Raw genomic sequence first — 26,129 nt, 5'->3', positions numbered from 1 at the left:
TGGAGCCGCCGGGTTGGGGACTGCAATCTTCGCGTGGCGGCGCCCGAATCGTGTCGGCGTGCCCGCCAGACCGGCCGCCGACTGTCGCCGCGCCCGCATTGCTGCGTTCGCACACGAAAATCCGGCGTCAGTTTAGCGTCGCGACGACGAAATCGGGTTTCGTAACCCGTTCATGCAAACCCTACATTATGAGATAAGATTGCATCCAGGAGACAGATAAGGAAACAAAAATGCATGAACCGGTTCTAGATCGCCTCGATCGCCACTTGCTCTCGATCCTGCAGGAGAACGGCCGCGCGTCGAACCTCGATCTGGCGAAGGCCGTCGGCCTGTCGCCCGCGCAAACGCTGCGCCGCCACCGGCGGCTGGAGGAGATCGGCGCGATCCGTCGCTACGAAACCCGGCTGTGCCCCGACACGCTCGGTTTTGGCGTCACCGCTTTCGTGCACGTGACGATGGAGCGCGGGCATATCCGCGACCTGTCGAAGTTCCAGAAACTGGTGTCCGATCTCGCGCAGATCCAGGAGTGTTTTTCCGTGACGGGCGACATCGACTACGTGTTGAAGGTCGTCGCACACGACCTGAAGGGCTTGTCGCAGTTCCTGCTCGAGACGCTGATGCGGACGCCCGGTGTGAGCGGCGTGCATTCGAGCGTGTGCCTCGACGAGATCAAGTGCACGAGTGCGATGCCGGTCGAGGGCTGAAGCCGCGGGCCGCGCACCCCGCCGGCCCGCTCACCGCACCGCTTCAAACGCGCTGATCAGCAACGCCCCCGCCGCGATCACGATGCAGCCGGCCGCCCGGCGCGGCGTCAGCCGCTCGCCGAGATACACGCGAGCGATCAGCGCCGCGAACACCACGCTCGTTTCCCGGAGCGCCGACACCGGCCCCATCGGCGCGCGATCCATCGCCCAGATCACGATGCCGTACGCGAGCGCCGCGAACACGCCGCCGCATGCAGCCTTCGCCGTTTCGCCGACATCCTGCGTCAGCCGCAGCGGCCCCGCCCGCAGCCGGTAGTACGCGGCCATCATCGCGCCCGTCAGCACGAACATCCACGCGGTATAGCCGACCGTGTTGCCGCTTTCCCGCACACCGATCCCGTCGACCACGCTGTAGGCCGCGATCGACACGCCGGTCGCGAACGCGGTCGGCAGCACCTGCATCATCCGGTGCTTCGCGCCGCGCCCGCGCTCCAGGCCGATCGCCATGATGCCCGCGCAGATCAGCACGAGCCCGGCTTGCGCGCCCGCATTCAGGTGCTCGCCCGCGAACGCCGCCGCGCCGAGCGTGACGAGCAGCGGCGCAGTGCCGCGCGCGACCGGATACGCGACGGTCAGGTCGCCGTGCTCGTATGCGCGCACCAGCAGCAGCGTGTACACGACGTGGAGCACGGCCGATGCGACGACATAAAGCCAGCTCGCGGGCGTGATCGGCGCGGCGGCCGGCAGGAACAGCAGCGCGAACAGCCCGATCGCGATCTGCAGCACCGTGGCCGACCGCAGCCGGTCGCCGCTGCTGCGGACGAGCGCGTTCCATGACGCATGCAGGAACGCCGCACACAGAACGGCAAACAAAACGGGGATCGGCACGATGAATACTCGCTGACGGTCGGCCACGCGAATTCGTCGCCGCAGGGTTTTCATCCTACGAATCCGTCATCCGATTGTCAAAAAGCCGGTGCCGCGTCGCATCGTGCGCGAACGGGGCAAAGGCGCCCTTTCGCCCGCCCCGCGCGGCATCCACGGCAGCGGCCCCGCGCGCCGCGGAATGTGACGCCAAGGTGGCATGCGGTCTGCCCCTTTCCTTTCTCTTTCGCGCCGCATTCCGCCGTAATGAAATCGATACCGCAGCGCAATCGATGCGAAATCACTCCGTCCCCATATCTTCATACGCGACTGTTTCAATGCGCGTGCTCTCTCACGAGCTCCGCGCCGAACCGACACGGCGACGGGGCCGTTCTCCACCATCGAAGACCTTACCTGGAGTTTCCCGATGTTCCGTCAAGCCTTGCTCGTCACCGCCTGCGCTGCCGCAGCGCTGGCGCTGTTCGCCTGCGGCGGCAGCGATCCGACGTCGACGCCCGCCGTGTCGTCGCAGGATGCGCTGCAGACCGCCACGCCGATCAAGCACGTCGTCGTGATTTACGGTGAAAACATCTCGTTCGACCACTACTTCGGCACCTACCCGAACGCGACGAACCCGTCGGGCGAACCGGCGTTCAACGCGAAGTCCGGCACGCCGACGTCCAACGGCCTGACGGGCACGCTGCTCACCGCGAACCCGAACTTCACGAACACCGCCAACGGCACCGACGCGGCGAACCCGTTCCGCCTCGACCGTACGCAGGCCGCGACCGCCGACCAGAACCATGCGTACACGGCCGAGCAGCAGGCCGAGGACAACGGCCTCGCCGACCTGTTCCCGAAATACACCGGCAAGGGCTCGTCCGGCGGCGCCGGCGCGTTCGGCACGAAGGGCCAGGTGATGGGCTACTTCGACGGCAACACCGTGACCGCGCTGTGGAACTACGCGCAGCGCTTCGCGATGAGCGACAACATGTACACGACGTCGTACGGCCCGTCGACGCCGGGCGCGCTGAACGTCGTGTCGGGCCAGACCAACGGGATGCAGGTCGTCAAGACGTCCGCACAGCCGTCGACGCTCGCGAAAAGCTCGTACTACATCAATGACGGCCAGGGCGGCTTCACGATGATCAACGACGTCGATCCGGGCTACGACGTGTGCTCGAGCACGACCGACCAGGCGATGATGGCGGGCAAGAACATCGGCGACCTGCTGAACGGCGCGAAGATCACGTGGGGCGGCTTCATGGGCGGCTTCAACCTGTCGACGACGAACGGCAACGGCACCACGGGCTGCGCCCGCAGCACGGTCGCTACCGCCGTGAACGCCGCGACGTCCGACTACATCCCGCACCACAACTGGTTCCAGTACTACGCGTCGACCGCGAACCCGCAGCACACGCGCCCGAGCTCGGTCGCTGCGATCGGCTCGAGCCTGCAGACCGACGGCAAGACCGCCGAACCCGCGAACCACCAGTACGACACGGACGACTTCTTCGCCGCCGTGAAGGCCGGCAACTTCCCGTCGGTCAGCTACCTGAAGGCCCCGGCCGCACAGGACGCGCACGCAGGCTATTCGGATCCGCTCGACGAGCAGGCGTTCGTGACGAAGGTCGTCAACTTCCTGCAGCAGCAGCCGGACTGGCAGAACACGGCCGTGATCGTCACCTATGACGACTCGGACGGCTGGTACGACCACGTGTACACGGCGCCGACGCGTGCGTCGTCGGACCCGGTCGACCAGGTCAACGGCAGCGGCAAGTGCGGCACGGGCGGCACCACCGGCGTGAACGGCGCGACCGTGAACGGCCGCTGCGGCCCGGGCGTGCGCATTCCGCTGATCGTGATCTCGCCGTACGCGAAGCAGAACTACGTCGACCACACGATGATCGACCAGTCGTCCGTCGTGCGCTTCATCGAGGACAACTGGCTCGGCGGCCAGCGCATTGGCGGCGGTTCGTTCGATGCAACGGCGGGCGACCTGCGCAGCCTGTTCGACTTCACGTCGAAGCCGAACACGACGCCGCTGTATCTCGACCCGACGCTCGGCACCGCATTGAGCGCGGCACCGGCGATCTGACCGGTACGTCGTGACCGCATGGCCGGCGCATCACGCGCCGGCCGTTTCCATTTATTGCGCCGCTTCGTGCGGCGCCCGATTTCCGACCGACAGCATGACAGCTCGCCCCGCGTTCCCGTCCCCCGACACCACCGGCACCCGCACGCCTTTCCGCCTCCTGCGCCGCGCGGCGTTCGTGATCGGCGCCGCCGTGCTCGGCTACGGTGCGTTCGCGATCGCGTTCCCCGCGCAGGTGCCCGCGGCGATCGGCACCGTCGTCGCCGACTGGACGGGCGCGAACCCGCATCCGGTCGTGCTGCAGCGGCCCGCCGCGCAGCCGCTGTCGGCGGTCGCACAGCTCGGCCGCGCGCTGTTCGCCGATCCGTCGCTGTCCGCATCGGGCAAGCAGTCGTGCGCGTCGTGCCACAGCCCCGATCATGCGTACGGCCCGCCGAACGCGCTCGACGTGCAGCCGGGCGGCCTCGCGATGACGCAGCAGGGCTATCGACCGCCGCCGTCGCTGATGTACCTGTACCGCCAGCCGAACTTCAGCATCGGCCCCGATGCTGGTGAAAACGACGCCGCACCGACCGTCGCGCAACAGGCCGCGTCGGCGGCCGGCGTCGTCAAGGCGCAGAAGGTGGCCGGCACGTCGGCCGCGCCGCAGCTCGTGCCGCAGGGCGGGATGTTCTGGGATGGCCGCGCCGATACGTTGCAGCAGCAGGCGTTCGGCCCGCTGCTGAATCCGGTCGAGATGGCGAATGCGAGCATCGACGACGTCGCGCACAAGCTCGCGCAGTCGTCGCACCGCGCGCAGCTCGAGCAACTGTTCGGCGCGCGCGTGTTCGACAGCCCGCAGCTCGCGGTGTCGGAAGCGATGTTCGCGATCGCGCGCTACCAGGTCGAGGATCCGTCGTTCCACCCGTACAACAGCAAGTACGACCGCTGGCTCGAAGGCCGTGCACGTCTCACGCAGGCCGAACTGCGCGGGCTGCGCCTGTTCAACGATCCGGACAAGGCGAATTGCGCGGGCTGCCACCTGTCGAAGCCCGGCAAGGACGGGCTGCCGCCGATGTTTACCGATTACCAGTACGAGGCGCTCGGCGCGCCGCGCAACCAGGAACTGGCGCAGAACCGCAACCCGGCGTTCTACGATCTCGGCGTGTGCGGGCCGTTCCGCGACGACCTGAAGGACCAGACGCAGTATTGTGCGATGTTCCTGACACCGACGCTGCGCAACGCGGCGACGCGCCACGTGTTCTTCCACAATGGCGTGTTCCACACGCTCGACCAGGTGATGGCGTTCTACAACGAGCGCAGCATCTCGCCGCAGAAGTTCTATTCGCGCGGCGCGGACGGGAAGATCGACGAGTACGACGACATCCCGCCGAAATATCGTGCGAACGTCGACGTGACCGATGCGCCGTTCGACCGCAAGCCTGGCGACAAGCCCGCGATGACGGCGCAGGATATCAAGGATATCGAAGCGTTCCTCGGCACGCTGAACGACGAGCCGGTGCGGTAAACCGCGCGCGCCCCGCGCATGGCGGGGCGCGTGGCACCCGCGCGCCAGCGGTCAGCCGGCGCGCTGCACCCTCGTGTGCGCGTGCTGGCGAAGCTGGCCCGCCCGTTTCACGCGAATCGCATCGATGCATGCGTCGAGCCGCCGGTTGCTTTCCGCGATGCCGAAGCATGCAGCGCGATCGAACGAACGCGCGGCGAGATCCGCCCGCAGCACATCGTCGGACAGCAACTGCGCCATCGCATTGGCCAGCGCGTCGACGTCGCCGACCGACACCAGCAGCCCCGCGCGACCGTGATCGAGAATCTCGCGCGGCCCGGTCGGGCAGTCCGTCGACACGATCGCCTTGCCGAGCGCGAGCGCCTCGATCAGCACCATCGGCATCCCTTCGTTCTTCGAGCTCAGGACCAGAATCGACGCGCCCGCCATCAACGGATGCGGATTGTCCATCTGCCCCATGAAATGCACCCGCGCACCGATGCCGAGCGCAGCCGCCAGACGTGTGAGCTCGTCGCGGTGCGCGCCGTCGCCGACCAGCACGAGATGCTCGGGCACGTCGCGCTGCGCGACGAGTTGCGCATACGCGCGCAGCAACGTGCGGTGATCTTTCTGGAGCTCGTCGAGACGTGCGACGGAGACGATGTACGGGACCCCGCCGGGCAGTGCCGGGCGCGGCGCCGTCGCGTTTGCGCGAATCGCGTCGATGTCGATGGCGTTGGGCAGGACCGTCACCTGTTGCAAGCGGTCGCCGAACATCCGGTCGGCTTCGTCGCCCATCTGCGGGTTCAGCGCGGCAATGCTGTCGTAGCGGCTGTACTGGTCGAGCAGGCGGCGCACGCGGCGGCCCTGGCCGCCGAGCCGTGCAACGAAGCTGAAGTGGTTGACGCCGATCCAGGCCACCCCGAACCGGCCGGCCAGGCGCCGCAGCGACAGGTCGTAGTCGACGATGACGTCCACGTTGCGCGCGAGTTCGGCAACGCGCCGCCCGATGTGAGGGCGCACCGCGAGCGCACCGTGAAGATCGCGCGCGATCCGGCCCGCCTTGCCGAGCTTGTGCGCGTGACGGCGATCCTGGAAGTAGCGCAGCCACTGCGGACGCACCAGGATCTCGATCGGGATGTCTGCCGGGATCAGCGAGCGAAAGCGCTGGGCCAGCATCGGCGACGCGTACGTAATCGACAGGACCGCGCGGAAACGCTGGCGGTCGAGGATCCGCAGCCACTGGATCAGCGACGATTCGATCCCGCCGTTGCCGAAATCGGTCACATGAAACAGGACCCGCACGCGCGTGTCCTCACCCTCGATATACCCCTGTTTATCCATGATTTTTCTTGGTACTGCGAATGTGATCCGTTGTTCGAAGGTAGGCCAGGCTCGCTCTCGGCGCCTTTATAACATAGCGCCTTTCGCTCGCCAAGCAACGAACGGCTGACAGCCTGCAACGTTTGAATCTGCCCCGTGCAAGCGCCCCAGCCGCGGCTCCGCAGTCCCCAACCCGTAAGAAACAGCGTCGATTGCGGCCGCCCCATATCGAATGGCCTGGAACGAATGGAAGTCATGGCCGTACCGGTCAGCCAGCCCTTCGCCTGCCCCCTCGTTTTCCCCGATCCCGTTCGCCTTGACTCCACGCCCTCCCGCGACCACACTTCGCACATCGCAAGTGTGATCACAGATCGCAGATCAAACCCAGGAGAACCCGCCGTGGCGCCACGTATCGTCCCGCCCGCCCTCAAAGCCATCGAACAGGAAACGATGGCCGACAAGGTCTACCAGCAACTGCGCGAAGCGCTGATGAGCGGCCGTTTCGCGCCCGGACAGGCGTTGAGCCTGCGCAGCGTCGCGGAGGCGGTCGGTTCGTCGACGATGCCCGTGCGTGCCGCGCTCACGCGGCTGCGCGCCGAACGCGCACTGGTCGACGGCCCGAACCGCGCGCTCGTCGTGCCGCCGATGACGCTCGACACGCTCGACGAACTGCGCGACGTGCGAATCGCGCTCGAAGGCTGCATTGCCGAACGCGCATGCGCCCGAATGACCGATGCGCAGATCGCCGCCGTGCGCAAGACCTGCGAGACGATGCAGGCACACGTCGAGGCCGGCCGGTCGCGCGCTTACCTGCAAAGCAACTTCGCCTTCCACAGCGCGATCTACGCACACGGCGCGAGCGAAAGCACGCTCGCGATCGTCGAGAACCTGTGGATGCGCGTCGGGCCGTTCCTCAACATGGTCGCGCTCGACATCCCGCATATGCGGCGCTCGATGGATGCGCACCGCGCGATCGTCGATGCGCTCGAGCGGCGCGACGGCACGGGCGTACGGGCCGGCATCGCACTCGACATCGGCGGTGCCGCGCACGACCTTGCCGAGACGCTGCGTGCCGAACAGACCCCGCGCACCGCGAACGCGAAGCCATAGCGGCCGCTTGCCGCGATCGCCCGATCGCGGGCGGCCGCATCCGACAACATCAACGATGGAGACAACCCGGCATGACAGCTTCCGACCTGCTGAAACCCTATGACGGCCTGCGCGTCCTCGTGACGGGCGGTGCCTCGGGCATCGGTCTCGACATCGCGGACGCGTTCGCGGAGTGCGGCGCGCGTGTGCATGTCTGTGACGCGTCGCAGGCCGCGATCGCCGCGCTCGCCGACCGGCCGCCGCGCGCCGGAGCAAGCGTGATCGGAGCGACGCTGGCCGACGTATCCGATCCGGCTGCCGTCGCACGGGTGTTCGACGACGTATCGGCCACGCTCGGCGGCCTCGACGTACTCGTCAACAACGCTGGCATCGCCGGCCCGACCGGCGGCATCGACGAAATCGATCCCGTGCAGTGGGAGCAGACGGTCGCGATCAACCTGAACGCGCAGTTCCAGTTTGCGCGCCGCGCGGTGCCGCTTCTGCGCGAATCGAAACACGGCGGCGCCATCATCGCGCTGTCGTCGGTGGCGGGTCGGCTCGGATATGCGTTCCGCACACCCTACGCGGCGACCAAGTGGGCCGTGGTCGGCCTCGTGAAAAGCCTCGCGATCGAACTCGGGCCGCTCGGCATCCGCGTGAACGCGATCCAGCCCGGCATCGTGCGGGGCCCCCGGATGCGCCGCGTGATCGATGCGCGCGCGCAGCAGCTCGGCGTCAGTTACGACGAGATGGAAAAGCGCTATCTGGAGAAAATCTCGCTGCGGCGCATGACCGATCCGGCCGAGATCGCCGCGACCGCACTGTTCCTGTGCTCGCCCGGCGGACACGGGATCACCGGACAGGCGATCTCCGTCTGCGGCAACGTCGAAGTGCTCTGACGCCTCCTGCATCGCTCACCGAAGGGATTCCCTCCATGGCAAACGCTCGCAAAGTCATCATCACCTGTGCGCCGACCGGCGCGATCCATACGCCTTCGATGTCGCCGTACCTGCCCGTGACGCCGCACGAGATCGAGACGGCCGCCGTCGCGGCTGCCCGGGCCGGCGCGGCGATCCTGCACCTGCACGCCCGCAATCCGTCCGACGGCAAGCCGACCCAGGATCCTGCCGTGTTCGCCGAATTCCTGCCTCGCATCAAGGCGCAGACGGACGCCGTGATCAACCTGACGTCGGGCGGCAGCCCGCACATGACGGTCGACGAACGGCTGCAGCCTGCGCTGCATTTCCAGCCCGAGGTCGCGTCGCTGAACATGGGTTCGATGAACTTCGGGCTGTACCCGATGCTCGAGCGCTTCCGCGAGTTGAAGCATCCGTGGGAACGCGAACATCTGGAGAAGAGCCGCGACCTCGTGTTCAAGAACACCTTCGCCGACATCGAGACGATCCTCACGCGCTGCGGCGCGAACGGCACGCGTTTCGAATTCGAGTGCTACGACATCTCGCACCTGTACAACCTCGCGCATTTCGTCGACCGCGGACTCGCGAAGCCGCCGTTCTTCGTGCAAAGCGTGTTCGGCCTGCTCGGCGGGATCGGCGCGCACCCGGACGACCTGATGCACATGCGCCGCACGGCCGACCGCCTGTTCGGCGGCGACTACGTCTGGTCGATCCTCGGTGCCGGCCGCAACCAGATTCCGCTCGCGACGATCGGCGCCGCGCAGGGCGCGAACGTGCGCGTCGGGCTCGAGGATTCGCTGTGGATCGCGCCCGGCCAGCTCGCGGAATCGAGCGCCGCGCAGGTACTGAAGATGCGGCAGGTGCTCGAAGGCCTGTCGCTGGACATCGCGACGCCGGCCGAGGCGCGCGCGATGCTCGCACTCAAGGGGGGCGACGCGGTGAATTTCTGATCGCCGCTTCGCGACCCAACACCAGGACCCGCAAGCGCAGTGACAAGGCGCCGGCCGCAGCCGGCCGGCGCCAGGACGCCCATCATCGCCCCGCTCCGTTCGAGCGCCGCCGGCGCGGCTCCGTCGTCTGCCCATCCGCTGCGCACGTCGCAGCGGCATCTGCCGAACGCGGCGCGCCGTGCTTGCCGCGCGCGCCGGTTCGCCCTTACCGGAGTCGTCCGCATGTCCACACATCAAGCCCAGGCCCTGCCGTCCGCCACCGGCGACGCAAGCGCGTCGCTGAACCGGCTGCTGTTCCGCAAACTGATGCCGCTGCTGATCGCCGCCTACGTGATCAGTTTCCTCGACCGCACCAACATCGCGTTCGCCAAACACTCGATGGGCGTCGATCTCGGCATTTCATCGGCCGCGTACGGGCTCGGCGCGGGCCTGTTCTTCCTGACCTATGCGCTCTTCGAGATCCCGAGCAATCTGGTCATGCATCGCGTCGGCGCGCGCTTCTGGATCACGCGCATCATGATCACCTGGGGCGCACTGTCGGTCGCCATGGCGTTCGTCCGCGGCGAAACGTCGTTCTACGTGATGCGCCTGCTGCTCGGTGCCGCCGAGGCCGGCCTGTTTCCCGGCGTGATGCTGTACCTGACGTACTGGTTCGGCCGCGAAGAGCGGGCGCGCGCAACCGGCTACTTCTTGCTCGGCGTGTGCATCGCCAACATCGTCGGCGGGCCGCTGGCCGGCGCGCTGATCGAACTCGACGGCACGCTCGGCTTCCACGGCTGGCAATGGCTGTTCGTCGTCGAAGGCATCCCGGCGATCCTGCTCGCGTTCGTCGTGTGGACGCGCTTGCCGGACCGCCCGAGCGCCGCGCCGTGGCTCTCCGCGGAAACCGGCCGTGCGCTCGAGCGCACGCTGGCCGCGGAACAGGATGCGGGCGTCGCCGCGCACGGCGGCCATGCGTTCGGTTCCGCGCTGCGCGATCCGCAGATCTGGCTCGCGATCTTCGTGTACTTCTGCCATCAACTGACGATCTACACGGTGATCTTCTTCCTGCCGGGCATCATCGGCGCGTCAGGGCGCTTCTCGCCGTTCGCAGTCGGACTGCTGACCGCACTACCGTGGCTCGCCGCAGCGATCGGGGCCGGGACCCTGCCGCGCTTCGCGCGCGAGTCGCGTCATTCACGGCGGATGCTGTGCGCGGGGCTGGTCGTGATGGCGGCCGGAATGGTCGGCGCCGCGCATGTGTCGCCTGTCGCCGGGCTTGCCTGCGTGTGCGTGGCCGCGTCGATGTTCTTCGTCGTGCAATCGATAGTGTTCACCTTTCCCGCGTCGCGGCTCGCCGGCAGCGCGCTGGCCGGCGGGCTCGGGCTCGTGAATACGTGCGGGTTGCTCGGCGGCTTCGTCGGGCCGACCGTCGTCGGCGCGATCGAACAGGCCACCGGCAATGCGAAAAACGGGCTGACGCTGCTGGCGGCCGCGCTCGTCGTCGCGGCGTTTGCGAGCCTGGCGCTGCGTCATGGGCACGAGCATGCCGACGCGCGGTCGCACGGTTGACCGCCCGCGCCATTCAAGCCAGCGCGATGCGCGCGTCAAACGCCGCCCGCATCGCGCCCTACTGCGTCAGAACAGATACATCCCCGCGATGAAGACGACGCCCGAGAACAGCAGCGTCGTCACGCAATACCCCATGATGTCGCGCACGCCGAGCCCGGCGATCGCCAGCGCGGGCAGCGCCCAGAACGGCTGCGCCATGTTGGTCCACGCCTCGCCGTACGCGATCGCCATCGCGGCCTTGCCGAGATCGGCGCCGAGCGCTTGAGCCGCCGGCATCACGAACGGGCCCTGCACGACCCAGTGGCCGCCGCCGGACGGCACCGCAAAGTTGATCACGGCCGAGCTCAGGAACGCGAGCAGCGGGAACGTGTGCACGTTCGCGATATCGACGAACCACTTCGTGATCACGCCCGCGAGCCCCGAGTGATCCATCAGCGCCTGGATGCCCGCATAGAACGGGAACTGGATCATGATCCCCGACGCGCCGCGCGCCGCGCCGGCCACCGCGCGCGCATAGGCCATCGGCGTCCGGTGCAGCAGGATGCCGGCCGCGAGGAATGCGAGGTTCACGGTGTCGATGTCGAGCGCGAAGCCCTTCTGCACGAACTTCAGCACGAGGAACGCCGCGCACAGCGCCGCGACGAGGACCGACAATGCGCGGCTCTCCTCCATCCGCTCCGCGAACGTCGCGTCGGGCCCGAGCTGGCGCTCGACGCTCGGCGGTTCGGCGAGCAGCGCCGGATCGACGCTGACGACGTCGCCGGGCTTCGGCATCATCATGCGCGCGAGAAACGGCAGCATCACGATCAGGCCGATCGTGATGAACGCGTTGTAACCGGTGAAGATCGTCTGCGACACGGGAATCAGCCCGATGGTCTTCTCCATCGGATTGCCCTTCGTGGCCGCGACGAGCGGCACCGAACCCGACAATCCGCCGTGCCAGCTCAGGAAGCCCATGTATGCGGACGCCACGAGCAGCCGGTAATCGCTGCCGGCGACACGGCGCGCCACTTCGCGCGCGAGCATGGCGCCGAGCACGAGGCCGAAGCCCCAGTTGATCGCGCAGGCGAGCGCGCCGACGAACGCAACGAGCATCACGCCCTGCCCCGGCGTGCGCGCGGTGCTCGCGAGCGCGACGAGCATGCGCTTCACGGGCGGCGAGCTCGCGAGTGCGTGGCCGGTGACGAGAATCATCACCATCTGCATCGAGAACGCGAGCAGGTTCCAGAAACCCGAACCCCACATCGTCGTGAGCTGCGCGGGCGTATTCGGCGTCAGGCCGAACGCGAGCGCGAACGTGACGATCGTCAGCAGGATCGCGAAAATCAACGGGTCGGGCAACACGCGGTGAACCACCTGCGTGAAAAAGCGGGAAATGCGCTGAATCAACTTGAGCTCCTCGTTTCCTGATAGGGACGTCCGCGCGTGTCGTTGTTGGTTGAGGCGCGGAAACGCGCGGATTCTTGCACAGAACCGGCGAACGCGCTTGGGCGCGCGCGGCTGCGATTGCGTGCTGGCGCGGCGGTGGAAACGGGGAGGAAAACGGCAACCGGCGGTGCAGTCGGCACCGCCGGTGACAAGGACGGATGCGCGTGCGTTAGCGAACGGCCGTCGCAGGTGTGCTCACGGTTGCAACCGAATCCACCCGCCGCTCGGCCAACCGCTGCGCGAACCGGTACGCGACGAGCGACCCGGCCACGGCAAGCAGCATCGGCACGAGGCTGTCGTGATCCGCGCGCGTGAATTCGGCCAGCAGCACGACCGCCGTGATCGGCATCTGCATCGACGCGGCGAGAAACGCTGTCGCGCCGACCAGCGCGCATCCGCCGATCGACGCACCCGGCCACACGAGGCTCCACAGCCCGCCCAGCACGACGCCGAGCAGCGCGCCGTTCGCGAGGCCCGGCGTCAGCAGGCCGCCTTCGGCGCCCGCCCGCAGGCTGCCGGCCTCGATCAGCACCTTCAGCACGAGCAGCGCCGCGGCAAGGCCGATCGTCAGCGTGCCGTCGAAGCCCAGCGACGCCGGGCCCTTGCCGTTGCCGAGCAATTGCGGAAACCGCATCGCGAGCACGCCGATCGCCGCGAAGTTGAGCAGCGCGAGCACGGGCAGCCGCCCGTCTTTCGGCGCGTTCGCCCGGGCTCGCGTCGTGAGCCGCACGAAGCCGTATGCGGCAAAGCCGAACAGCGGCCCGCAGACGATCGACCACGCCACCAGCGGTGTGCTCAGCACGAACGGCGGCACCGTGTACTGATGCTCGTTGCCGAGGCCAATCCATGCGACAGCTGCCGCGATCGCCGACGTCGCGACCGCCACGACCAGCGCACGCAGTTCGAACGTGCCGAGCAGCACTTCGAGCACGAAGATCGCGCCGCCGAGCGGCACGTTATAGACGGCCGCGAGGCCCGCGCCCGCCCCACACGCGACCATCAGCCGGCAATCGTCGGGCGTGAGCCCCGCGCGATGCGCAAGCCGCCCGGCAAGCAGCGAACCGATCTCGCGCGGTGCGACTTCGCGGCCGAGCGGCGAGCCGAGCGCGACGGTGACGATCTGCAGCAACGCGTGAACCGTCGTACTGACGAACGGCATCCGCGGATCGGCCGCGCGCACCGCGCGGCGGATGCTGACGAGCGGCCGGCCATACCGGTACAGCGCCCACCACCCGCCGCCGGCGACGATCCCGCAGACGGTCAGCACCACGAGCCGGCGCAACGGATCGGCACCGGTCACGCCGGTGAGGAAGCTCTCGGTGCCGATCACGTGCGCGACGCTGTAGCCATACGCAACGTGCTGGATCGCATGCAGCAGCAGCGCGAGCAGCATGCCGCCGAGGCCCGCGCCGACGCCGGTCAGGATCGTGACGACGGCCACCCGCGCGAACGGGCTGGCGGCCGGCGAAGAAGGGGCGGGAGCGGACGGGAGATCGAGGCGCATGGGGTCGGCGAATGGGATCGAAAAGACGGCGCGCAACACGCGCGCCGTCGTCAGGACCGCATCGTAGGCCGGCGCCCATCATGAGACAAACGTATTTTTCGAATCAACTCATGCATTTGATGAATACATAAAGACAGGCAGGCCATCACCCTTCGTCGTCCTTCGTCCGCCTCAATCCGGATACGTGACGCGCGCCGGTCGCACCGATCAACCGCCGTGCCCGCCCCGCGCATGTTGCAACGACGCGACAGGCTCTCCGCGATGAACGGATACCAGCCGCGTGCGATCACGCAAGAACCGCCATCGTCTCGCGCGTGCGGCGCGTCGTGTCAGTTTTGTGAAGGACTCTTGCCGGATCCGGAAAGGTGCGCTCGCGGCCCCCGGTGGCCTTGCACGCGCGAGGCATTCCTATACTTGCGCCGAACTTTCGTTCCCAGTCCCACACGCAGGAGCCTTGACTTGAAAAAAACCCTCATCGCCGGCGCATGCACCGCCGCGCTGTTCGCCCCGCTCGCTCACGCACAGAGCTCCGTGACGCTGTACGGCCTGATCGACGCCGGCATCGTCTATACCAACAACGCCAACGGTGCGTCGCTGTGGCGCCTGAACAGCGGCACCGTCAACGGCAGCCGCATCGGGTTTCGCGGCACCGAAGATCTCGGCGGCGGCCTGAAGGCGCTGTTCGTGCTCGAGAACGGCTTCAACGTGAACAACGGCGGGCTCGGGCAGGACGGCAAGCTGTTCGGCCGCCACGCGTACGTCGGCCTGAGCCAGAGTGGCTATGGCACGCTGACGCTCGGCCGCCAGTACGACACGATGGTCGACTTCGTCGCGCCGCTGTCGGCCACGGCCGGCGACTTCGGCGACACGAGCTTCGCGCATCCGTTCGACAACGACAACCTGAACCACTCGCTACGCATCAACAACGCGGTCAAGTACACGAGCGAGACCTACGCAGGCTTCAAGGTCGGCGCGATGTACGCATTCTCGAACGCGACCAGCTTCGGCGCGAACCGCGCATACAGCGTCGCGGCGAGCTACACGAACGGCCCGCTGAAGCTGGCCGGCGCATACCTGCAGATGAACGGCACGAAGGGCTCGACGAGCGCGAGCCCCGGCGCGACCGATGCGGCCGAAGCGAAGAGCCTGAACCAGGGCGGCTGGTCGATCGGCTCGGACCGCATGCGATCGTACGGCGGTGGCATCAGCTACGGGTTCGGCCCGGCCACCGTCGGCTTCGTCTATACGCGCTCGCAGTACGACAACACGGGCTCGTTCGGCTCGACCGGCCAGGTCGCGTTCAACAACTACGACGTGAACGTGCGCTATGCGGTGACGCCGGCCGTCAGCCTCGGCGCGGCCTACGTGTACACGGACGCCAGCGTGTCGAACCCCGACAGCAAGCACGGCACCGATCCGAAGTGGCATCAGGTCGACCTGCAGGCCGTCTACAAGCTGTCGCGCCGCACGGACGTGTACGCGGAAGCGATGTATCAGCACGCATCGGGCCGCGGCTACCAGGCGTTCATCAACGGCTCGGGCGGCGCATCGAGCACGGCGAACCAGATCGTCGGCACGATCGGCATGCGCACGCGCTTCTGACCGGCGCGCGGCAACGTCGCCCGTTGGCCACGCACCCGCGTTCTCACGCGGGCGCGTTCGCCGCGGGCGGCTTGCGCCAATGTTGTTTCATCTGGAAGGCTGCCTGCCTGGAATCGGGGTTTTTACGCGCGCGGGTGCTGCGTAGACTGCCAGCAAAGGTCGGGGTCACGCATCGCGCGTCGAACCGGCCGCCCACCCCGTCCCCAGGAGAACCTCGTGAAATCGCTCGTCGTTACCGCCGCCGCTGCCGTCCTGCTCGCTGCACCGGCCCTGTCGTTCGCCCAGTCGGCCAAGTCGCCCGTCACGCGTGCGCAAGTGCTGCAGGAGCTGACCGATCTCGAGTCGGTCGGCTACAACCCTGCGCGCGGCGAATCCAACAACTATCCGGATGACATCATGGCGGCGCAGGAACGACTCCACGAAAAGCGTCTTGCGGAACAGAAGGCCGCGCATGCCGCGTACGGCCCGGCCGGCGAACCGGCAACGGAATCGGGCGCGGCGGCAAAGCCCGCGCTGTAACGGCACGACGATGCGCCGCGCCCGCGTGAACGATGTGCCGCGGGCGCGGCGCAGGTTGCATTCGCGTTCGTGTGGTTTGCTTGAAGAGAAAAAGCCGGCAGGACGCCGGCGCGCGTCCGCCGCTCAGGCGGCCTGCGGTTCGCGATCGATCGCGTTGAGCATCTCGACGTCGCGCGCAATCATTCCCGGCACCTGTGCACGCAGCATCTCGACCCAGGTCCGCACCTTCGCATCGACGAAGCGACGCGACGGATACAGCGCGTAGACGTTCATCTTCTGCAGGATATGCGCGGGCAGCACGCGGACGAGCGTGCCGTCGCGCAGCGCATCGATCGCCGAGTACAGCGGCAGCATGCCGATCCCGATGCCGTCGCGGATCGCGAGGGCGAGCGATTCGGCCGTATTGGTCTGCACCGGCCCCGCGACGTGGATCTGCTCGACGCCTTCGGGCCCTTCGAGCACCCATTCGTGCGTCGGGAACGCCGGCGTGCACAGCGTCAGGCACGCGTGCGCGGCGAGATCCTGCGGACGAACCGGCGCGCCGTGGCGTTTCACATAGTCGGGCGACGCACACAGGATGCTGAAGGTCGAGCCGAGCAGGTGCGACACGAGTTCGGAATCGGGCAGCGACGACGCGGTCACGACGGCCATGTCGCTCGTACCGTCGAACAGGTCGGGCATGCGCTGCGACAGCGACAGCTCGATCGACACGTCCGGAAACTGCGCGTGATAGCGCGTCAGCGTGGGCAACACATAGTGATGGCCAACGCTCGCGAAGCTGTGCATGCGCAGCACGCCGGCCGGCCGTTCGTGCGCGCAGCTCGCCTCTTCTTCCGCGCGGTCGACGTCGGCGAGGATCTGGCGGCAGCGCCGCAGATAGCTTTCGCCGGCCGACGTGAGTGCGAGACGGCGCGTCGAACGATTCATCAGACGGGTGCGCAGGCGCGCTTCGAGTTCCGACACCGCGCGCGACATCGCGCCGGTCGTCGAATTCAGCGATTGCGCGGCGGCGGTGAAACTGCCCGTTTCGACGACGCGCGAAAACACCCGCATGTTTTGTAGGGTATCCATTCCTGTGAGCAACCTGTAGCGGAGCCGCTATTTTCCTCCACTGGATGCGACAGATTGTTACTCCGGCTGCAACTATCGTTTCCCCGCAGCTGCGTTAATGCGCAGGCGCCGCACTCCTACAATCGGCGCCTCACCAGTCGAACGGACCGTTCGGACAAGCCGCGGCACCCCGCCCGGCGCCGTACGAGCCCCACCCCAGTCATGAAGCCATCACCTGCGATCGAGCGACCTTCCATCGAACCGGCACGATGGAGGACCTGGCTCGATCCACTCGGCGACGCGGCGCGCGACTGGGCCGCGAGCGACGGGCTGATCTGGCTGCACCTCGCGAAAACCGTACTCGCGGCGCTCCTCGCGATGGGCATCGCGATGCGCCTGGAAATGTCGCAGCCGCGCACCGCGATGACGACCGTGTTCGTGCTGATGCAGCCGCTGTCGGGAATGGTGTTCGCCAAGAGTTTCTACCGCGTGCTCGGCACGGCGGCCGGCCTCGTCGCCGCGCTGGCGCTCGGCGGGCTGTTCGCGCAGCAGCCCGAGCTGTACATGGCCGGCATCACGCTGTGGATCGGCACCTGCATCGCGCTCGCGGTGCGCAACCGCCACTTCCGCTGGTACGGCTTCGTGCTCGCTGGCTATACGGCCGCGCTGATCGGCCTGCCGTCCGTGATGACCCCGCAGACGCTGTTCCAGTCCGCGCTCACCCGTGCCGCGGAAGTCGCGCTCGGCATCGCGTGCTCGGGCGCGGTCAGCGCGCTGATCCTGCCGCTCAGCTCCGCGAAGGCGCTGATGCGCTCGCTGGGCACCCGCCATGCGACGTTCGCGGCGTTCACGGCCGGCGCGCTCGCAGGCGACGTTGCACGCGGCGATTTCGAGCGACGTTTCGCCGATTTCGTCGACGATATCGTCGGCTTCGAGGCCAACCGCGCGTTCGCGTCGTTCGAGGATCCGCACATTCGCGCGCGCAGCCGCCGCCTCGCGCGGTTGAACAGCGAGTTCATGAACGCGTGCACGCGGCTGCATGCGCTGCACCAACTCGTCAAGCGGTTGCGCGCCAATGGCTCGGACGCGGTGCTCGATGCGCTGGCGCCGCACGTCGATGCGCTCGCGCAGCGCTTCGCCGCGCTGCGTGACGAGCGGCAGCGCGGCATCGCGCCGGCCACCGGCGCACTGCTCGAGCTGCGCCGCTTCCACAGCGCGTTGCCGAAAGCTGCGCGCGCGTCGCGCCGAGACATCGAGGCGCATGCGGCCGGCGGCCTGCTCGACTTCGATACGGCGATCGAGCTGCTGTACCGCTTCATCGGCGAATATCTCGGTTACGCCGACACCTATGCGTCGCTCGACCAGGACGATCACGCGTTCGAGCGCTCGGTCACGCATTACGCGGTGAAAACCAACTCGTTCTTCGTCGGGTTCGCGTTCCTGCGCACGATCGTCGCCGTCGGCGCGATGAGCGCGTTCTGGCTCGCGTCCGAATGGCCGAGCGGCCCGCTCGCGGTGATCGCCACCGCGATCGCGTGCGCACTCAGCTCGACGTCACCGCGTGCACCGAAGTTCGTCGCGCAGATGAGCGTCGGCGCGGCATTCGCGACCGCCGTCGGCTACGTGTTCCTGTGCTACGTGTATCCGAACATCGACGGCTTCCCGCTGCTGTGCGCCGCGCTCGCGCCGGTGCTCGGCCTCGGCGCGTTTCTCGCGATGCGACCGGGACTGTCCGGCTACGGGATCGGCTTCGCGGTGTTTTTCTGCTTGCTCGCGGGGCCCGACAACGTGACTGCATACACGCCCGAGGTGCTGATCAACAACGGCCTGGCGATCGTCATCGCAATGCTCGCGTGCTCGCTCGTGTTCGCTGTCGTGTTCCCGACCCACATGCCGTGGCTCACCGGCCGCATCGCGCACGACCTGCGCCGCCAGGTCACGCTGGCATGCGAAGGGGCAACGGACGGCCTCGCGCAGCGCTTCCAGTCGAGCACGCACGACCTGATGGCGCAACTGCGCACGCTGCTCGTGCGACGCACGCGACAGCATCGCGACGCGATGCGCTGGATGCTGTCGACGCTCGAGGTCGGCCACGCGGTGATCGACCTGCGCGACGAACTGAATGCGTTCTCCGCATCGAAACCGCCGCAGACACTGCGCTGGACCGGTTCCGTCGAAGCTGTGCTGCACGAGCTGCCGCGCTTCTTCGACGATCCGACGCCCGGCCATCATGCGCGCACGCTGAAATCGGTGAATCTCGCGATCCGCGCGGCGCAGCACACGCTGCAGGCGTGGTATTCGGTGCCCGACGAGCGGCACCGCATGCAGCGAATCGTCGGCTGCCTGCACTTCATGCGCAGCGCACTGCTGGACAAGGACGCGCCGTTCAACCGGCATCGCCATTGACGATCGGTGCGTGCGCAACGTGATCCTTGTTCCGGATGGAAATAAGCTCTACAGCCGCGGTGATTAATCTTTAAGCAGTACGAGCCTATAGTTTCCTCACTGCCAGCGAGACTGGCACTCACCCAGGAGAAACCAAAATGAAGCCGCTGCACCTCGCCCTCGTTGCCCTGTCGCTCACCGCTGCTGTTGCTCACGCACAGCCGGCACCGGCAGACGTCGCACAGCAACAGGCGAACCGCGCTGAAGCCGTCGCAACCGCCGGCCGCGTCGATCGTGCGCAATCGAAGCAGGAAGACCCGAACGCCTGTGTCGGCCCCGTCAGCTTCTGCAACGTCTACTTCGGCAGCTGAGCATGACGCCGCGTCGTCACGGCCAGGCCTGCACCGCCCGCACTGCTTGCGCGGGCGAGCGGCGGCCCGGCCGATCGCCGCATCGCCGCTCGCCCCCACGCCGCTTCGATTGAAGCGGCGCATGCCGTTTCAGGCGCCGCGCCCCGGCCGCCAACCCACCTCGCGCAACGCATCCAGCAAGCGCGCCTGCCCCAGCCCCTCGACCCGCGCACCGCGCGACTCGACGTCGCCGCCCGCCACGAGCGCATTCACGATCGCCTCCTCCACCGCCTCCGCCGCCGCGACGAACAGCGCGGAAATATGGTCGTTGTTGACCATCTTCACGCCGGTCGTCGGTGCCCCTTTGCTGCCGTAGTTCGCCGCCGGCAGGCCATCGTTGCCCGTTGCGAACGCCAGGAAGATGTCGCCGCTCGAATCCTCGGTGCCGCCGCCGACGCGCGCCAGCCCGACGCTCGCACGCTGCGCAAGGCGCGTGCACTGGTGCGGCAGCAGCGGCGCGTCGGTCGCGATCGTCACGACGATCGAGCCCATCCCGGCCTCGCCTTGCGCGTCCGGCGCACGGAACGGCGAAGGCACGTGCCGCAGCACTTCGCCGACCGGGTAGCCGGCCACGCGCAGCATCTCGCGCACGCCGTAGTTCGCCTGCACGAGCGCGCCGACGGTCCAGCCGCCCGCCTCGGCCGAAAGCACACGCGACGCGGTGCCGATGCCCCCCTTGAACTCGTGGCAGATCATCCCCGTGCCGCCGCCCACGCCGCCTTCGGCAACCGGCCCCGACTGTGCGGCGGCCAGCGCACGCAGCACGTGCGCGGCGCTCACGTGCTGCCCCCAGATGTCGTTCAGCAGCCCGTCGTAGGTTTCCATCACGACCGGCATGCACCAGTACACGCGGCCGGCCGCCGCTTCGCGCTCGTTCGCGACGAGCGCATCGCGCACCGCACCGACGCTGTGCGTATTCGTATAGGCGATCGGCGTGGTCAGCAAGCCGGCCTCGCGGATCCATTCGAGCCCCGTCGCGTCGCCATTGCCGTTCAGCACGTGCACGCCCGCGAAACACGGCGAATCGTGCGCGGCGCCCGCGCGCGGTTCGATGACGGTGACGCCGGTGCGGATCGACGCGTCGCCGTTCTCGACGTTCAGCGTGCAATGTCCGACCCGCACGCCCGGAACGTCCGTGATCGCGTTGAAGCGGCCCGGTGTGCCCAGTCCGATGCGGATGCCGAGATCCCTCGTGCGCATGATGCAATTCCTCCAGTCTTTCAATGGTTCGGTGTTTCAGTGTTTCGGTGCGGCAAGCTTTCGATCCGGCGCTCAGAGCGTACGGAAGGCTTCGCTGTGGCGCGCCCAGACTGCATACATCACGAGCGCGGCGATCAGCAACCCCGCGATGATGATCAGGTCGGTCGGTTTCGTCGCCGTTGCGAGCGTCGTGTAGAGCGTATACGCGGCGCCGGCTACCGCGACGAGCGGCGTCACGGGCCACAACGGCATCCTGTAATGGTGTTCGACGTCACGGCGTACGAACCGGCTCGCGAGCGCGGCCAGGCCGACGACCAGATAGATCAGCAGCAGCAGGTCGACCGTGAACGCGGTCAGCTCGTCGAGGCTCGACACGAACACGAGCCCGGCCGACGGCACCGCGAGCGCGAGGGTGGCGAGCCACGGCGATTCGAAGCGCGGGTGGATCGTCGAGAATGCGCGGTTGCAGGTGCGCGACCAGAGCGCGTGCCGGCCGCTGCTGTACAGCAGGCGGCCCATCGTGATCACGATCGCGATGATCGCGTTGAATACCGACAGGAAAATCCCGCCGCTGACCACGCGCGACACGGCCGGATTGCTCAGCGAACGCACTACATAGCCGATCGGGTCGGCGCTCTTCGTCAGTTCCGTCAGCGACGGCGCGCCGAGCACGATCGCGGTGAGCGGAATCAGTTCGACGACGAGGATCACGAGCAGCGAATAGATCACCGCCTTCGCGACATTGCGGTTACCGCCGCGCAGGTCTTCCGCGAGATAGGCGGCCGAGCCGAAGCCGTTGTAGCAGAAGATCGCGGTGCCGATCGCCGGGACGATCGCAGCCAGCGTCGCCGGCACGAGCGCGTTGCCGCTCGCGACGACCGGTGCGACCAGCACGTCGGCGCCGCGATGCGGCGAACCGAAGCCGAGGCCCGCGATCAGCATCAGCACGCCGATCTCCACCACCAGGAACGCGCCCGTGATCCACGCGTTCGTCTTGATGTTCAGCATGCCGAGCAGGTAGCTGAGCAGCACGATCGTCAGCGCGACCGACTGGTTGCTGAAGTGCGTGCCGAGCGCGTTGTTCAGGTAAGGCGCGGCGCCGCTCGCGAGCACGGCCGGAATGAACACGCTGACGGACAGCACCGTGATGAAGGTCAGGTAGCCGGGCAGCGTGCCGAACACGCGCTTGGCCATCACGTACTCGCCGCCCGCGCTGCGGTGCGCGGCGCTGAGTTCCGCATAGCAGAGCGCGAACGCCAGCGCGAGCACGCCGCCGAGCAGGAACGACAGCACGGCGCCGCTGCCGGCCTGCTGGATCGCGAATGGCGCGATCACGAAGATCGAGCTCGCGGGCGTCACGCCCGAGACGGTGATCATCACCGCATCGCGCACGCTGAGCGTCTGCGACAGCGCGCGCGGCGCGTCTTCCGTTGCAGGCGCCGCTTGCAGCGTGCCCGTCGATTCCGACATCATCGCCATTTCGTTCTCCTGTGCTTGGGCCAATCCTTTGCCACTTTTTTTTGAACGCCCATACTCGGGCCCGATTGATTGCGTGGCAGTCTAGGAAGCCAATTTCAGGACCGCTATTCCCCCTTCGTGTTACGCCCTTCCGGTGGTGGTATGGATCGTCTCTTTTCCGAAATCGCGATGCACCAGGCGCTCGGCCGCGCAATCGATCATCTCGGCCAGCCGCGTTTCTGGCGGTTCCTGGTGCTGCTGCTCAATGAAATGGTGCCGTTCGACAACGCGCTCGCGACCGCGATCGGCCCCGACGGCGTACCGCTCGTGCTCGACGAATACGACACGGGCGGCACCGATGCCGCGTCGCCCGTGCCGCTCTACCTGAACGGCGTGTATCTGCTCGATCCGTTCCTGCAGGCCGCGCACGACGGGCTCGCCGACGGCTGCTACCGGCTCGAGGAAGTCGCGCCCGACCTGTTCCGGCAGAGCGAATATTTCCTGAGCTACTTCCGCGATGCGGTCGGCGATGACGAGATCCAGATCCTCGTGCGGCCGAATGCCGACATGCTGCTGTCGCTGTCGCTCGGGGCGGGCGCGCGGTTCGACGTCGAGCCGCTCGGCAAGCTGACGGCCGCGATGCCGTGGGTGCTCGCGGCGATCCGGCAGCACTGGCGGCTGGTGGGCGACGCGGCACGCGCGGCGCCCGACGCCGATCTCGGCGCGCGGGTCGAGCAGGCGCTCGCCCGCTTCGGTGCGGGCGTGCTGACCGATCGCGAGATGTCGATCGCGAGAATGGTGCTGCGCGGCAATTCGTCGAAGGCGATTGCCGAGCGGCTCGCGATATCACCCGAAACGGTGAAGGTGCACCGGCGGCATCTTTACGCAAAGCTCGGGATCTCGTCGCAACCCGAGCTGTTTTCGCGGTTCATCCAGGCGCTGGGGGAAGACGCGGCCGGATGACCGCGTCGATGCTGATGGATGGCAACCGGCGCGGAATCGGGCACACTCCGTCAAGCGCCACATGCCGTGTTCATCCCGCGACACCGATGCGGACGCTCCGTCGACAACAAGATTGCCCGAAAACAGGAATCCCGATTCATGTCGCTCATTCCGATCATGGGACTTGGCTGGCTGTTTCTGTGTGCGATCAGTGCCGCATCGATCGTGCTCGTACCGCCCGTGGTGCTGGTTGCCTGGCTGATGGGGAAGAACATCTGGTCGATCCTGACCCGTGGCCGGCTGCAGTTCGCGTTCCTGGCCTACCTCGGTTCCGCGCCGGTGCCGGCCGTCTTCACGTTCCTGCTGGAAATCGGCGCCACGGCCGGGAATCACGGTGGCACGGCGTCCACCAGCGAGTATCAATGGAACCAACGGTTCTTTTTCGTGTTCGTCGCCGCGGCGGCACTGAGCGGCCTGCTGTTGCTATTGCGACCGAAGGACAGGCAAGCGGCGAACGTCGAACCGCCGCAGCCTGCGCGTTAGTCGGCGCGCGAGCGCCGCGCCATGCCGCCTGCCCGGTTCTCGAGCAGGCGCAGGGGCATGTGAAGCTTCCCGCTACTTCCACTTCGCACCGAGTTGCGCGAGCCCGGCATTCCGGAGATCGTCCGGCAACATCACCACGCGAAACTCGCAGTCCGCATTCAACATCAGGAACCACGGCTCCGCGAGCGCCGGGATTTGCGACGGATCATTCACGTCGACGATCACGACGGCCCCGCGTCCGCCGCTCTGCTCGGTGAAATACACGGCCTCCGGCTTGACCGCTTCGAGTATTCGCCCGATCACGTCGCCGACGCTGCCGTCGCGCACCAGCGTGTTGAACGGCTCGTGAGGGATTCGTATGTTGAGAAGCATGCGCATGACCATCCTCCTTGGGCTCCGCCCGGCCTGGGCCCTTCAAGCATAGGTGCTGCGCGATGCCGCGCCAGTGGCGCCGCAAGCATTGGCCGATTCGCATTCACATTCCGACGATTCGATGACACCGCATCGCGCGAACGCCAATCGTTAGCGACGCGCCAATCCGCCGGGAATGGCGTCGCATTCGATGCGCCGTCGAATCGGCGCCCCGCTCGCCCGGCCGCGCCGCACGCATCACACGGTACCGCCGTCCGCAGCGGGCGCGATCGCGAGATGCAGCGGCCGCTCCGGCCGCAGCGTCACGTTCAGCACCGGCCGCGGCGGCATCATGCCGGGCGGCACCGACAATGCGTAGCGCTGCAGGATCATCGCCGCGACGACCGTCATTTCCGTCATCGCCAGATGCTGCCCGAGACACACGCGCGGCCCCGTGCCGAACGGCATGTAGGAGCCGCGCGGCGCGGCCGGCGCGTCGTCCGCAAACCGCTCGGGACGAAACGCGTCGGGCTCGGCAAACCATCGCGCATCGCGCTGCATGAGTTGCAGCGGCAGCATGAACAGCGTCCGCGCGGGAAACTGCCACGGCCCCAGCACGATCGGCCGCGATGCCCGGCGGCTGATCAGGATCGGCGCGGACGGATACAGGCGTAGCGTTTCCTCGAGCGTATGGGTCAGGTAGTGCAACGACGATCGCGTCTCGGCGGATGGCGCGCGACCGCCCAGCACGCGCGCCACCTCGTCACGCGCGGCGCCCTGCGCCGCCGGATGCGCTGCCATGCACCAGGCCCACCAGGTCAACGCCCCGGCCGTCGTCTCATGGCCCGCGAGGAACGCCGTCATGCATTCGTCGTGCACGGCCTGCAGCGGCCATCGCCGTGCGTCGTCCCGATGCAGCCGCAACAGGCGCGACAGCAGATCGTCGGGCCACGCGTGCGTCGGCAGATCGAGACGCGCATGCAGTTGCCGGTCGATCAGCCCGTTCAGCACGGCCATCGCCCGCGCCTTGCCGCGCTTCCACGGCATCCAGTCCGGCGTGCTTGCCGGCCAGTAGAAATCGGCGTTGGCCGCCGCGCTCACCACGCGCACGGCTTCCTCGGCCGCACGCGCCTCGTCGCCGATCGCGTCGGAGAACATCGTGCGCATGATCACGTCCATCGCCAGCGACGTCAGCGCGCTTTCGATCGGCCAGTCCGGATCGCGCGCGGGCCACTGCGCGAGCGCATGTCCGGCCGTCGCCGCGATCGACGGCACGAACGCCTGCACCGGCTTCGGCATGAAATTCGGTTGCAACGCCTGCCGCTTGTCGCGCCACGCGTCGCCTTCGGCGATCAGCACGCTATGGCCGTGAACCTCCGCAAACACCCGGACGGCACGCTCCCAGCGCCCGAGCGCATCGTGATGCGTCACCAGGAGTTCGCGCACGAGTGCGGGATCGGTCACGATCACCGCATGCTCGGGCCACATGCGCAAGTGCACGACGTCACCGTATGCGCGCTGCCAGCCGGCCAGCGTGCCGAGCAGGTCGCGCGACATCGTGCGCAGCAGCCCCCAACCCGTCAGGCCGGCACGCGGCCCCGGCGGCCATACGCCGGGCGGGTGAAGCACGGGCGCCGAAGCCGAAGCGCCCGCATGGAATGGACATTGGGAAGTGGATCGCGTGTTCATGGGCCGGATTATCCGAATCGGCATGCGGGCGGTCTTGAACGCAAACGACATCGACACGCGTCTGGCCGGTCC

Annotated in this window: 22 protein-coding genes; 13 read left to right on the top strand and 9 right to left on the bottom strand. The window is 67.6% G+C overall.

What is annotated here, in order from left to right:
- Window positions 1–230: 230 nt before the first annotated feature.
- Window positions 231–704, top strand: a complete 474-nt coding sequence (locus tag BDO18943_RS26890; RefSeq protein ID WP_043183655.1) for an Lrp/AsnC family transcriptional regulator — start codon at window positions 231–233, stop codon at window positions 702–704.
- 30 nt (window positions 705–734) lie between these two features.
- On the opposite strand, the gene BDO18943_RS26885 is transcribed toward BDO18943_RS26890, so the two are convergent.
- Window positions 735–1,592: an EamA family transporter gene (locus BDO18943_RS26885; protein WP_175024758.1), complete on the bottom strand. Its 858-nt coding sequence runs from the start codon at window positions 1,590–1,592 to the stop codon at window positions 735–737.
- Between the two features lie 403 nt (window positions 1,593–1,995).
- Between BDO18943_RS26885 and BDO18943_RS26880 the strand changes: the two genes are divergently transcribed.
- Both BDO18943_RS26880 and BDO18943_RS26875 read left to right on the top strand, forming a co-directional pair.
- Complete coding sequence (locus tag BDO18943_RS26880; protein WP_175024738.1) at window positions 1,996–3,666, top strand: phospholipase C; 1,671 nt, start codon at window positions 1,996–1,998, stop codon at window positions 3,664–3,666.
- Window positions 3,667–3,760: 94 nt separating this feature from the next.
- Window positions 3,761–5,170, top strand: a complete 1,410-nt coding sequence (locus tag BDO18943_RS26875; RefSeq protein ID WP_175024737.1) for a cytochrome-c peroxidase — start codon at window positions 3,761–3,763, stop codon at window positions 5,168–5,170.
- A gap of 51 nt (window positions 5,171–5,221) precedes the next feature.
- Here the strand turns inward: BDO18943_RS26875 and BDO18943_RS26870 are convergent, their stop codons facing one another.
- The gene (locus BDO18943_RS26870; protein ID WP_175024736.1) at window positions 5,222–6,490 is read right to left on the bottom strand and encodes a glycosyltransferase; all 1,269 of its coding nucleotides are present in this window, start codon (window positions 6,488–6,490) and stop codon (window positions 5,222–5,224) included.
- Window positions 6,491–6,868: 378 nt separating this feature from the next.
- Here BDO18943_RS26870 and BDO18943_RS26865 point away from each other — a divergent pair, with 378 nt between their 5' ends.
- The 4 genes from BDO18943_RS26865 (at window position 6,869) to BDO18943_RS26850 (ending at window position 10,976) form a co-directional block, all read left to right on the top strand.
- On the top strand, window positions 6,869–7,579 hold the full coding sequence (locus BDO18943_RS26865; RefSeq protein WP_175024735.1) for a GntR family transcriptional regulator: 711 nt from the start codon (window positions 6,869–6,871) through the stop codon (window positions 7,577–7,579).
- A 71-nt stretch (window positions 7,580–7,650) separates the two neighbouring features.
- Window positions 7,651–8,457, top strand: a complete 807-nt coding sequence (locus BDO18943_RS26860; RefSeq protein ID WP_175024734.1) for an SDR family oxidoreductase — start codon at window positions 7,651–7,653, stop codon at window positions 8,455–8,457.
- Between the two features lie 35 nt (window positions 8,458–8,492).
- Window positions 8,493–9,425, top strand: coding sequence for a BKACE family enzyme (locus BDO18943_RS26855; RefSeq protein WP_175024733.1), 933 nt, complete (start codon window positions 8,493–8,495; stop codon window positions 9,423–9,425).
- 222 nt (window positions 9,426–9,647) lie between these two features.
- Window positions 9,648–10,976 carry an MFS transporter gene (locus tag BDO18943_RS26850; protein ID WP_175024732.1) on the top strand — a complete coding sequence of 443 codons (1,329 nt, stop codon included), beginning with the start codon at window positions 9,648–9,650 and terminating at the stop codon, window positions 10,974–10,976.
- A gap of 66 nt (window positions 10,977–11,042) precedes the next feature.
- On the opposite strand, the gene BDO18943_RS26845 is transcribed toward BDO18943_RS26850, so the two are convergent.
- Both BDO18943_RS26845 and BDO18943_RS26840 read right to left on the bottom strand, forming a co-directional pair.
- On the bottom strand, window positions 11,043–12,365 hold the full coding sequence (locus tag BDO18943_RS26845) for a TIGR00366 family protein (RefSeq protein WP_089453030.1): 1,323 nt from the start codon (window positions 12,363–12,365) through the stop codon (window positions 11,043–11,045).
- 208 nt (window positions 12,366–12,573) lie between these two features.
- Window positions 12,574–13,908 (bottom strand): chloride channel protein, encoded by a 1,335-nt coding sequence (locus BDO18943_RS26840; RefSeq protein WP_175024731.1) that lies wholly within the window; start codon window positions 13,906–13,908, stop codon window positions 12,574–12,576.
- 459 nt (window positions 13,909–14,367) lie between these two features.
- Here BDO18943_RS26840 and BDO18943_RS26835 point away from each other — a divergent pair, with 459 nt between their 5' ends.
- Window positions 14,368–15,510 (top strand): porin, encoded by a 1,143-nt coding sequence (locus BDO18943_RS26835; protein WP_043183640.1) that lies wholly within the window; start codon window positions 14,368–14,370, stop codon window positions 15,508–15,510.
- A 216-nt stretch (window positions 15,511–15,726) separates the two neighbouring features.
- Window positions 15,727–16,029, top strand: a complete 303-nt coding sequence (locus BDO18943_RS26830; protein WP_175024730.1) for a DUF4148 domain-containing protein — start codon at window positions 15,727–15,729, stop codon at window positions 16,027–16,029.
- Between the two features lie 123 nt (window positions 16,030–16,152).
- Here BDO18943_RS26830 and BDO18943_RS26825 read toward each other — a convergent pair whose 3' ends face one another.
- Window positions 16,153–17,100: a LysR family transcriptional regulator gene (locus BDO18943_RS26825; protein WP_043183638.1), complete on the bottom strand. Its 948-nt coding sequence runs from the start codon at window positions 17,098–17,100 to the stop codon at window positions 16,153–16,155.
- Window positions 17,101–17,301: 201 nt separating this feature from the next.
- On the opposite strand from BDO18943_RS26825, the gene BDO18943_RS26820 reads away from it, so the two are divergent.
- Together BDO18943_RS26820 and BDO18943_RS26815 are read left to right on the top strand one after the other, a co-directional pair.
- The gene (locus BDO18943_RS26820; RefSeq protein ID WP_175024729.1) at window positions 17,302–19,485 is read left to right on the top strand and encodes an FUSC family protein; all 2,184 of its coding nucleotides are present in this window, start codon (window positions 17,302–17,304) and stop codon (window positions 19,483–19,485) included.
- Between the two features lie 137 nt (window positions 19,486–19,622).
- Window positions 19,623–19,835 (top strand): hypothetical protein, encoded by a 213-nt coding sequence (locus BDO18943_RS26815; protein WP_043183635.1) that lies wholly within the window; start codon window positions 19,623–19,625, stop codon window positions 19,833–19,835.
- Between the two features lie 129 nt (window positions 19,836–19,964).
- Here BDO18943_RS26815 and BDO18943_RS26810 read toward each other — a convergent pair whose 3' ends face one another.
- A complete protein-coding gene (locus tag BDO18943_RS26810) occupies window positions 19,965–21,074 on the bottom strand; it encodes a DmpA family aminopeptidase (RefSeq protein WP_175024728.1) in 1,110 nt (369 codons plus the stop codon).
- Between the two features lie 72 nt (window positions 21,075–21,146).
- The gene (locus tag BDO18943_RS26805) at window positions 21,147–22,553 is read right to left on the bottom strand and encodes an APC family permease (RefSeq protein ID WP_043183634.1); all 1,407 of its coding nucleotides are present in this window, start codon (window positions 22,551–22,553) and stop codon (window positions 21,147–21,149) included.
- Window positions 22,554–22,694: 141 nt separating this feature from the next.
- Here BDO18943_RS26805 and BDO18943_RS26800 point away from each other — a divergent pair, with 141 nt between their 5' ends.
- Together BDO18943_RS26800 and BDO18943_RS26795 are read left to right on the top strand one after the other, a co-directional pair.
- Window positions 22,695–23,495 (top strand): helix-turn-helix transcriptional regulator, encoded by an 801-nt coding sequence (locus BDO18943_RS26800; protein WP_175024727.1) that lies wholly within the window; start codon window positions 22,695–22,697, stop codon window positions 23,493–23,495.
- A gap of 138 nt (window positions 23,496–23,633) precedes the next feature.
- Window positions 23,634–24,017 (top strand): hypothetical protein, encoded by a 384-nt coding sequence (locus BDO18943_RS26795; RefSeq protein WP_175024726.1) that lies wholly within the window; start codon window positions 23,634–23,636, stop codon window positions 24,015–24,017.
- 72 nt (window positions 24,018–24,089) lie between these two features.
- On the opposite strand, the gene BDO18943_RS26790 is transcribed toward BDO18943_RS26795, so the two are convergent.
- Together BDO18943_RS26790 and BDO18943_RS26785 are read right to left on the bottom strand one after the other, a co-directional pair.
- Window positions 24,090–24,395: a panthothenate synthetase gene (locus BDO18943_RS26790; RefSeq protein ID WP_089453035.1), complete on the bottom strand. Its 306-nt coding sequence runs from the start codon at window positions 24,393–24,395 to the stop codon at window positions 24,090–24,092.
- Between the two features lie 231 nt (window positions 24,396–24,626).
- Window positions 24,627–26,057: a cytochrome P450 gene (locus tag BDO18943_RS26785; RefSeq protein WP_175024725.1), complete on the bottom strand. Its 1,431-nt coding sequence runs from the start codon at window positions 26,055–26,057 to the stop codon at window positions 24,627–24,629.
- Window positions 26,058–26,129: the final 72 nt, after the last annotated feature.

Origin of the sequence: Burkholderia aenigmatica, from assembly GCF_902499175.1 — a bacterium.
Taxonomy (GTDB): domain Bacteria; phylum Pseudomonadota; class Gammaproteobacteria; order Burkholderiales; family Burkholderiaceae; genus Burkholderia; species Burkholderia aenigmatica.
The sequence above is the reverse complement of the archived record's forward strand: the minus strand, read 5'-3'. Positions and strand labels throughout refer to the sequence as shown.

Bases quoted from the DNA above. Each gene is read 5' to 3' on its own strand.
- BDO18943_RS26890 (WP_043183655.1), top strand. From the start codon at position 231: ATGCATGAACCGGTTCTAGATCGCCTCGATCGCCACTTGCTCTCGATC.
- BDO18943_RS26880 (WP_175024738.1), top strand. From the start codon at position 1,996: ATGTTCCGTCAAGCCTTGCTCGTCACCGCCTGCGCTGCCGCAGCGCTG.
- BDO18943_RS26875 (WP_175024737.1), top strand. From the start codon at position 3,761: ATGACAGCTCGCCCCGCGTTCCCGTCCCCCGACACCACCGGCACCCGC.
- BDO18943_RS26870 (WP_175024736.1), bottom strand. From the start codon at position 6,490: ATGGATAAACAGGGGTATATCGAGGGTGAGGACACGCGCGTGCGGGTC.
- BDO18943_RS26860 (WP_175024734.1), top strand. From the start codon at position 7,651: ATGACAGCTTCCGACCTGCTGAAACCCTATGACGGCCTGCGCGTCCTC.
- BDO18943_RS26855 (WP_175024733.1), top strand. From the start codon at position 8,493: ATGGCAAACGCTCGCAAAGTCATCATCACCTGTGCGCCGACCGGCGCG.
- BDO18943_RS26850 (WP_175024732.1), top strand. From the start codon at position 9,648: ATGTCCACACATCAAGCCCAGGCCCTGCCGTCCGCCACCGGCGACGCA.
- BDO18943_RS26840 (WP_175024731.1), bottom strand. From the start codon at position 13,908: ATGCGCCTCGATCTCCCGTCCGCTCCCGCCCCTTCTTCGCCGGCCGCC.
- BDO18943_RS26825 (WP_043183638.1), bottom strand. From the start codon at position 17,100: ATGGATACCCTACAAAACATGCGGGTGTTTTCGCGCGTCGTCGAAACG.
- BDO18943_RS26820 (WP_175024729.1), top strand. From the start codon at position 17,302: ATGAAGCCATCACCTGCGATCGAGCGACCTTCCATCGAACCGGCACGA.
- BDO18943_RS26815 (WP_043183635.1), top strand. From the start codon at position 19,623: ATGAAGCCGCTGCACCTCGCCCTCGTTGCCCTGTCGCTCACCGCTGCT.
- BDO18943_RS26810 (WP_175024728.1), bottom strand. From the start codon at position 21,074: ATGCGCACGAGGGATCTCGGCATCCGCATCGGACTGGGCACACCGGGC.
- BDO18943_RS26805 (WP_043183634.1), bottom strand. From the start codon at position 22,553: ATGGCGATGATGTCGGAATCGACGGGCACGCTGCAAGCGGCGCCTGCA.
- BDO18943_RS26800 (WP_175024727.1), top strand. From the start codon at position 22,695: ATGGATCGTCTCTTTTCCGAAATCGCGATGCACCAGGCGCTCGGCCGC.
- BDO18943_RS26795 (WP_175024726.1), top strand. From the start codon at position 23,634: ATGTCGCTCATTCCGATCATGGGACTTGGCTGGCTGTTTCTGTGTGCG.
- BDO18943_RS26790 (WP_089453035.1), bottom strand. From the start codon at position 24,395: ATGCGCATGCTTCTCAACATACGAATCCCTCACGAGCCGTTCAACACG.
- BDO18943_RS26785 (WP_175024725.1), bottom strand. From the start codon at position 26,057: ATGAACACGCGATCCACTTCCCAATGTCCATTCCATGCGGGCGCTTCG.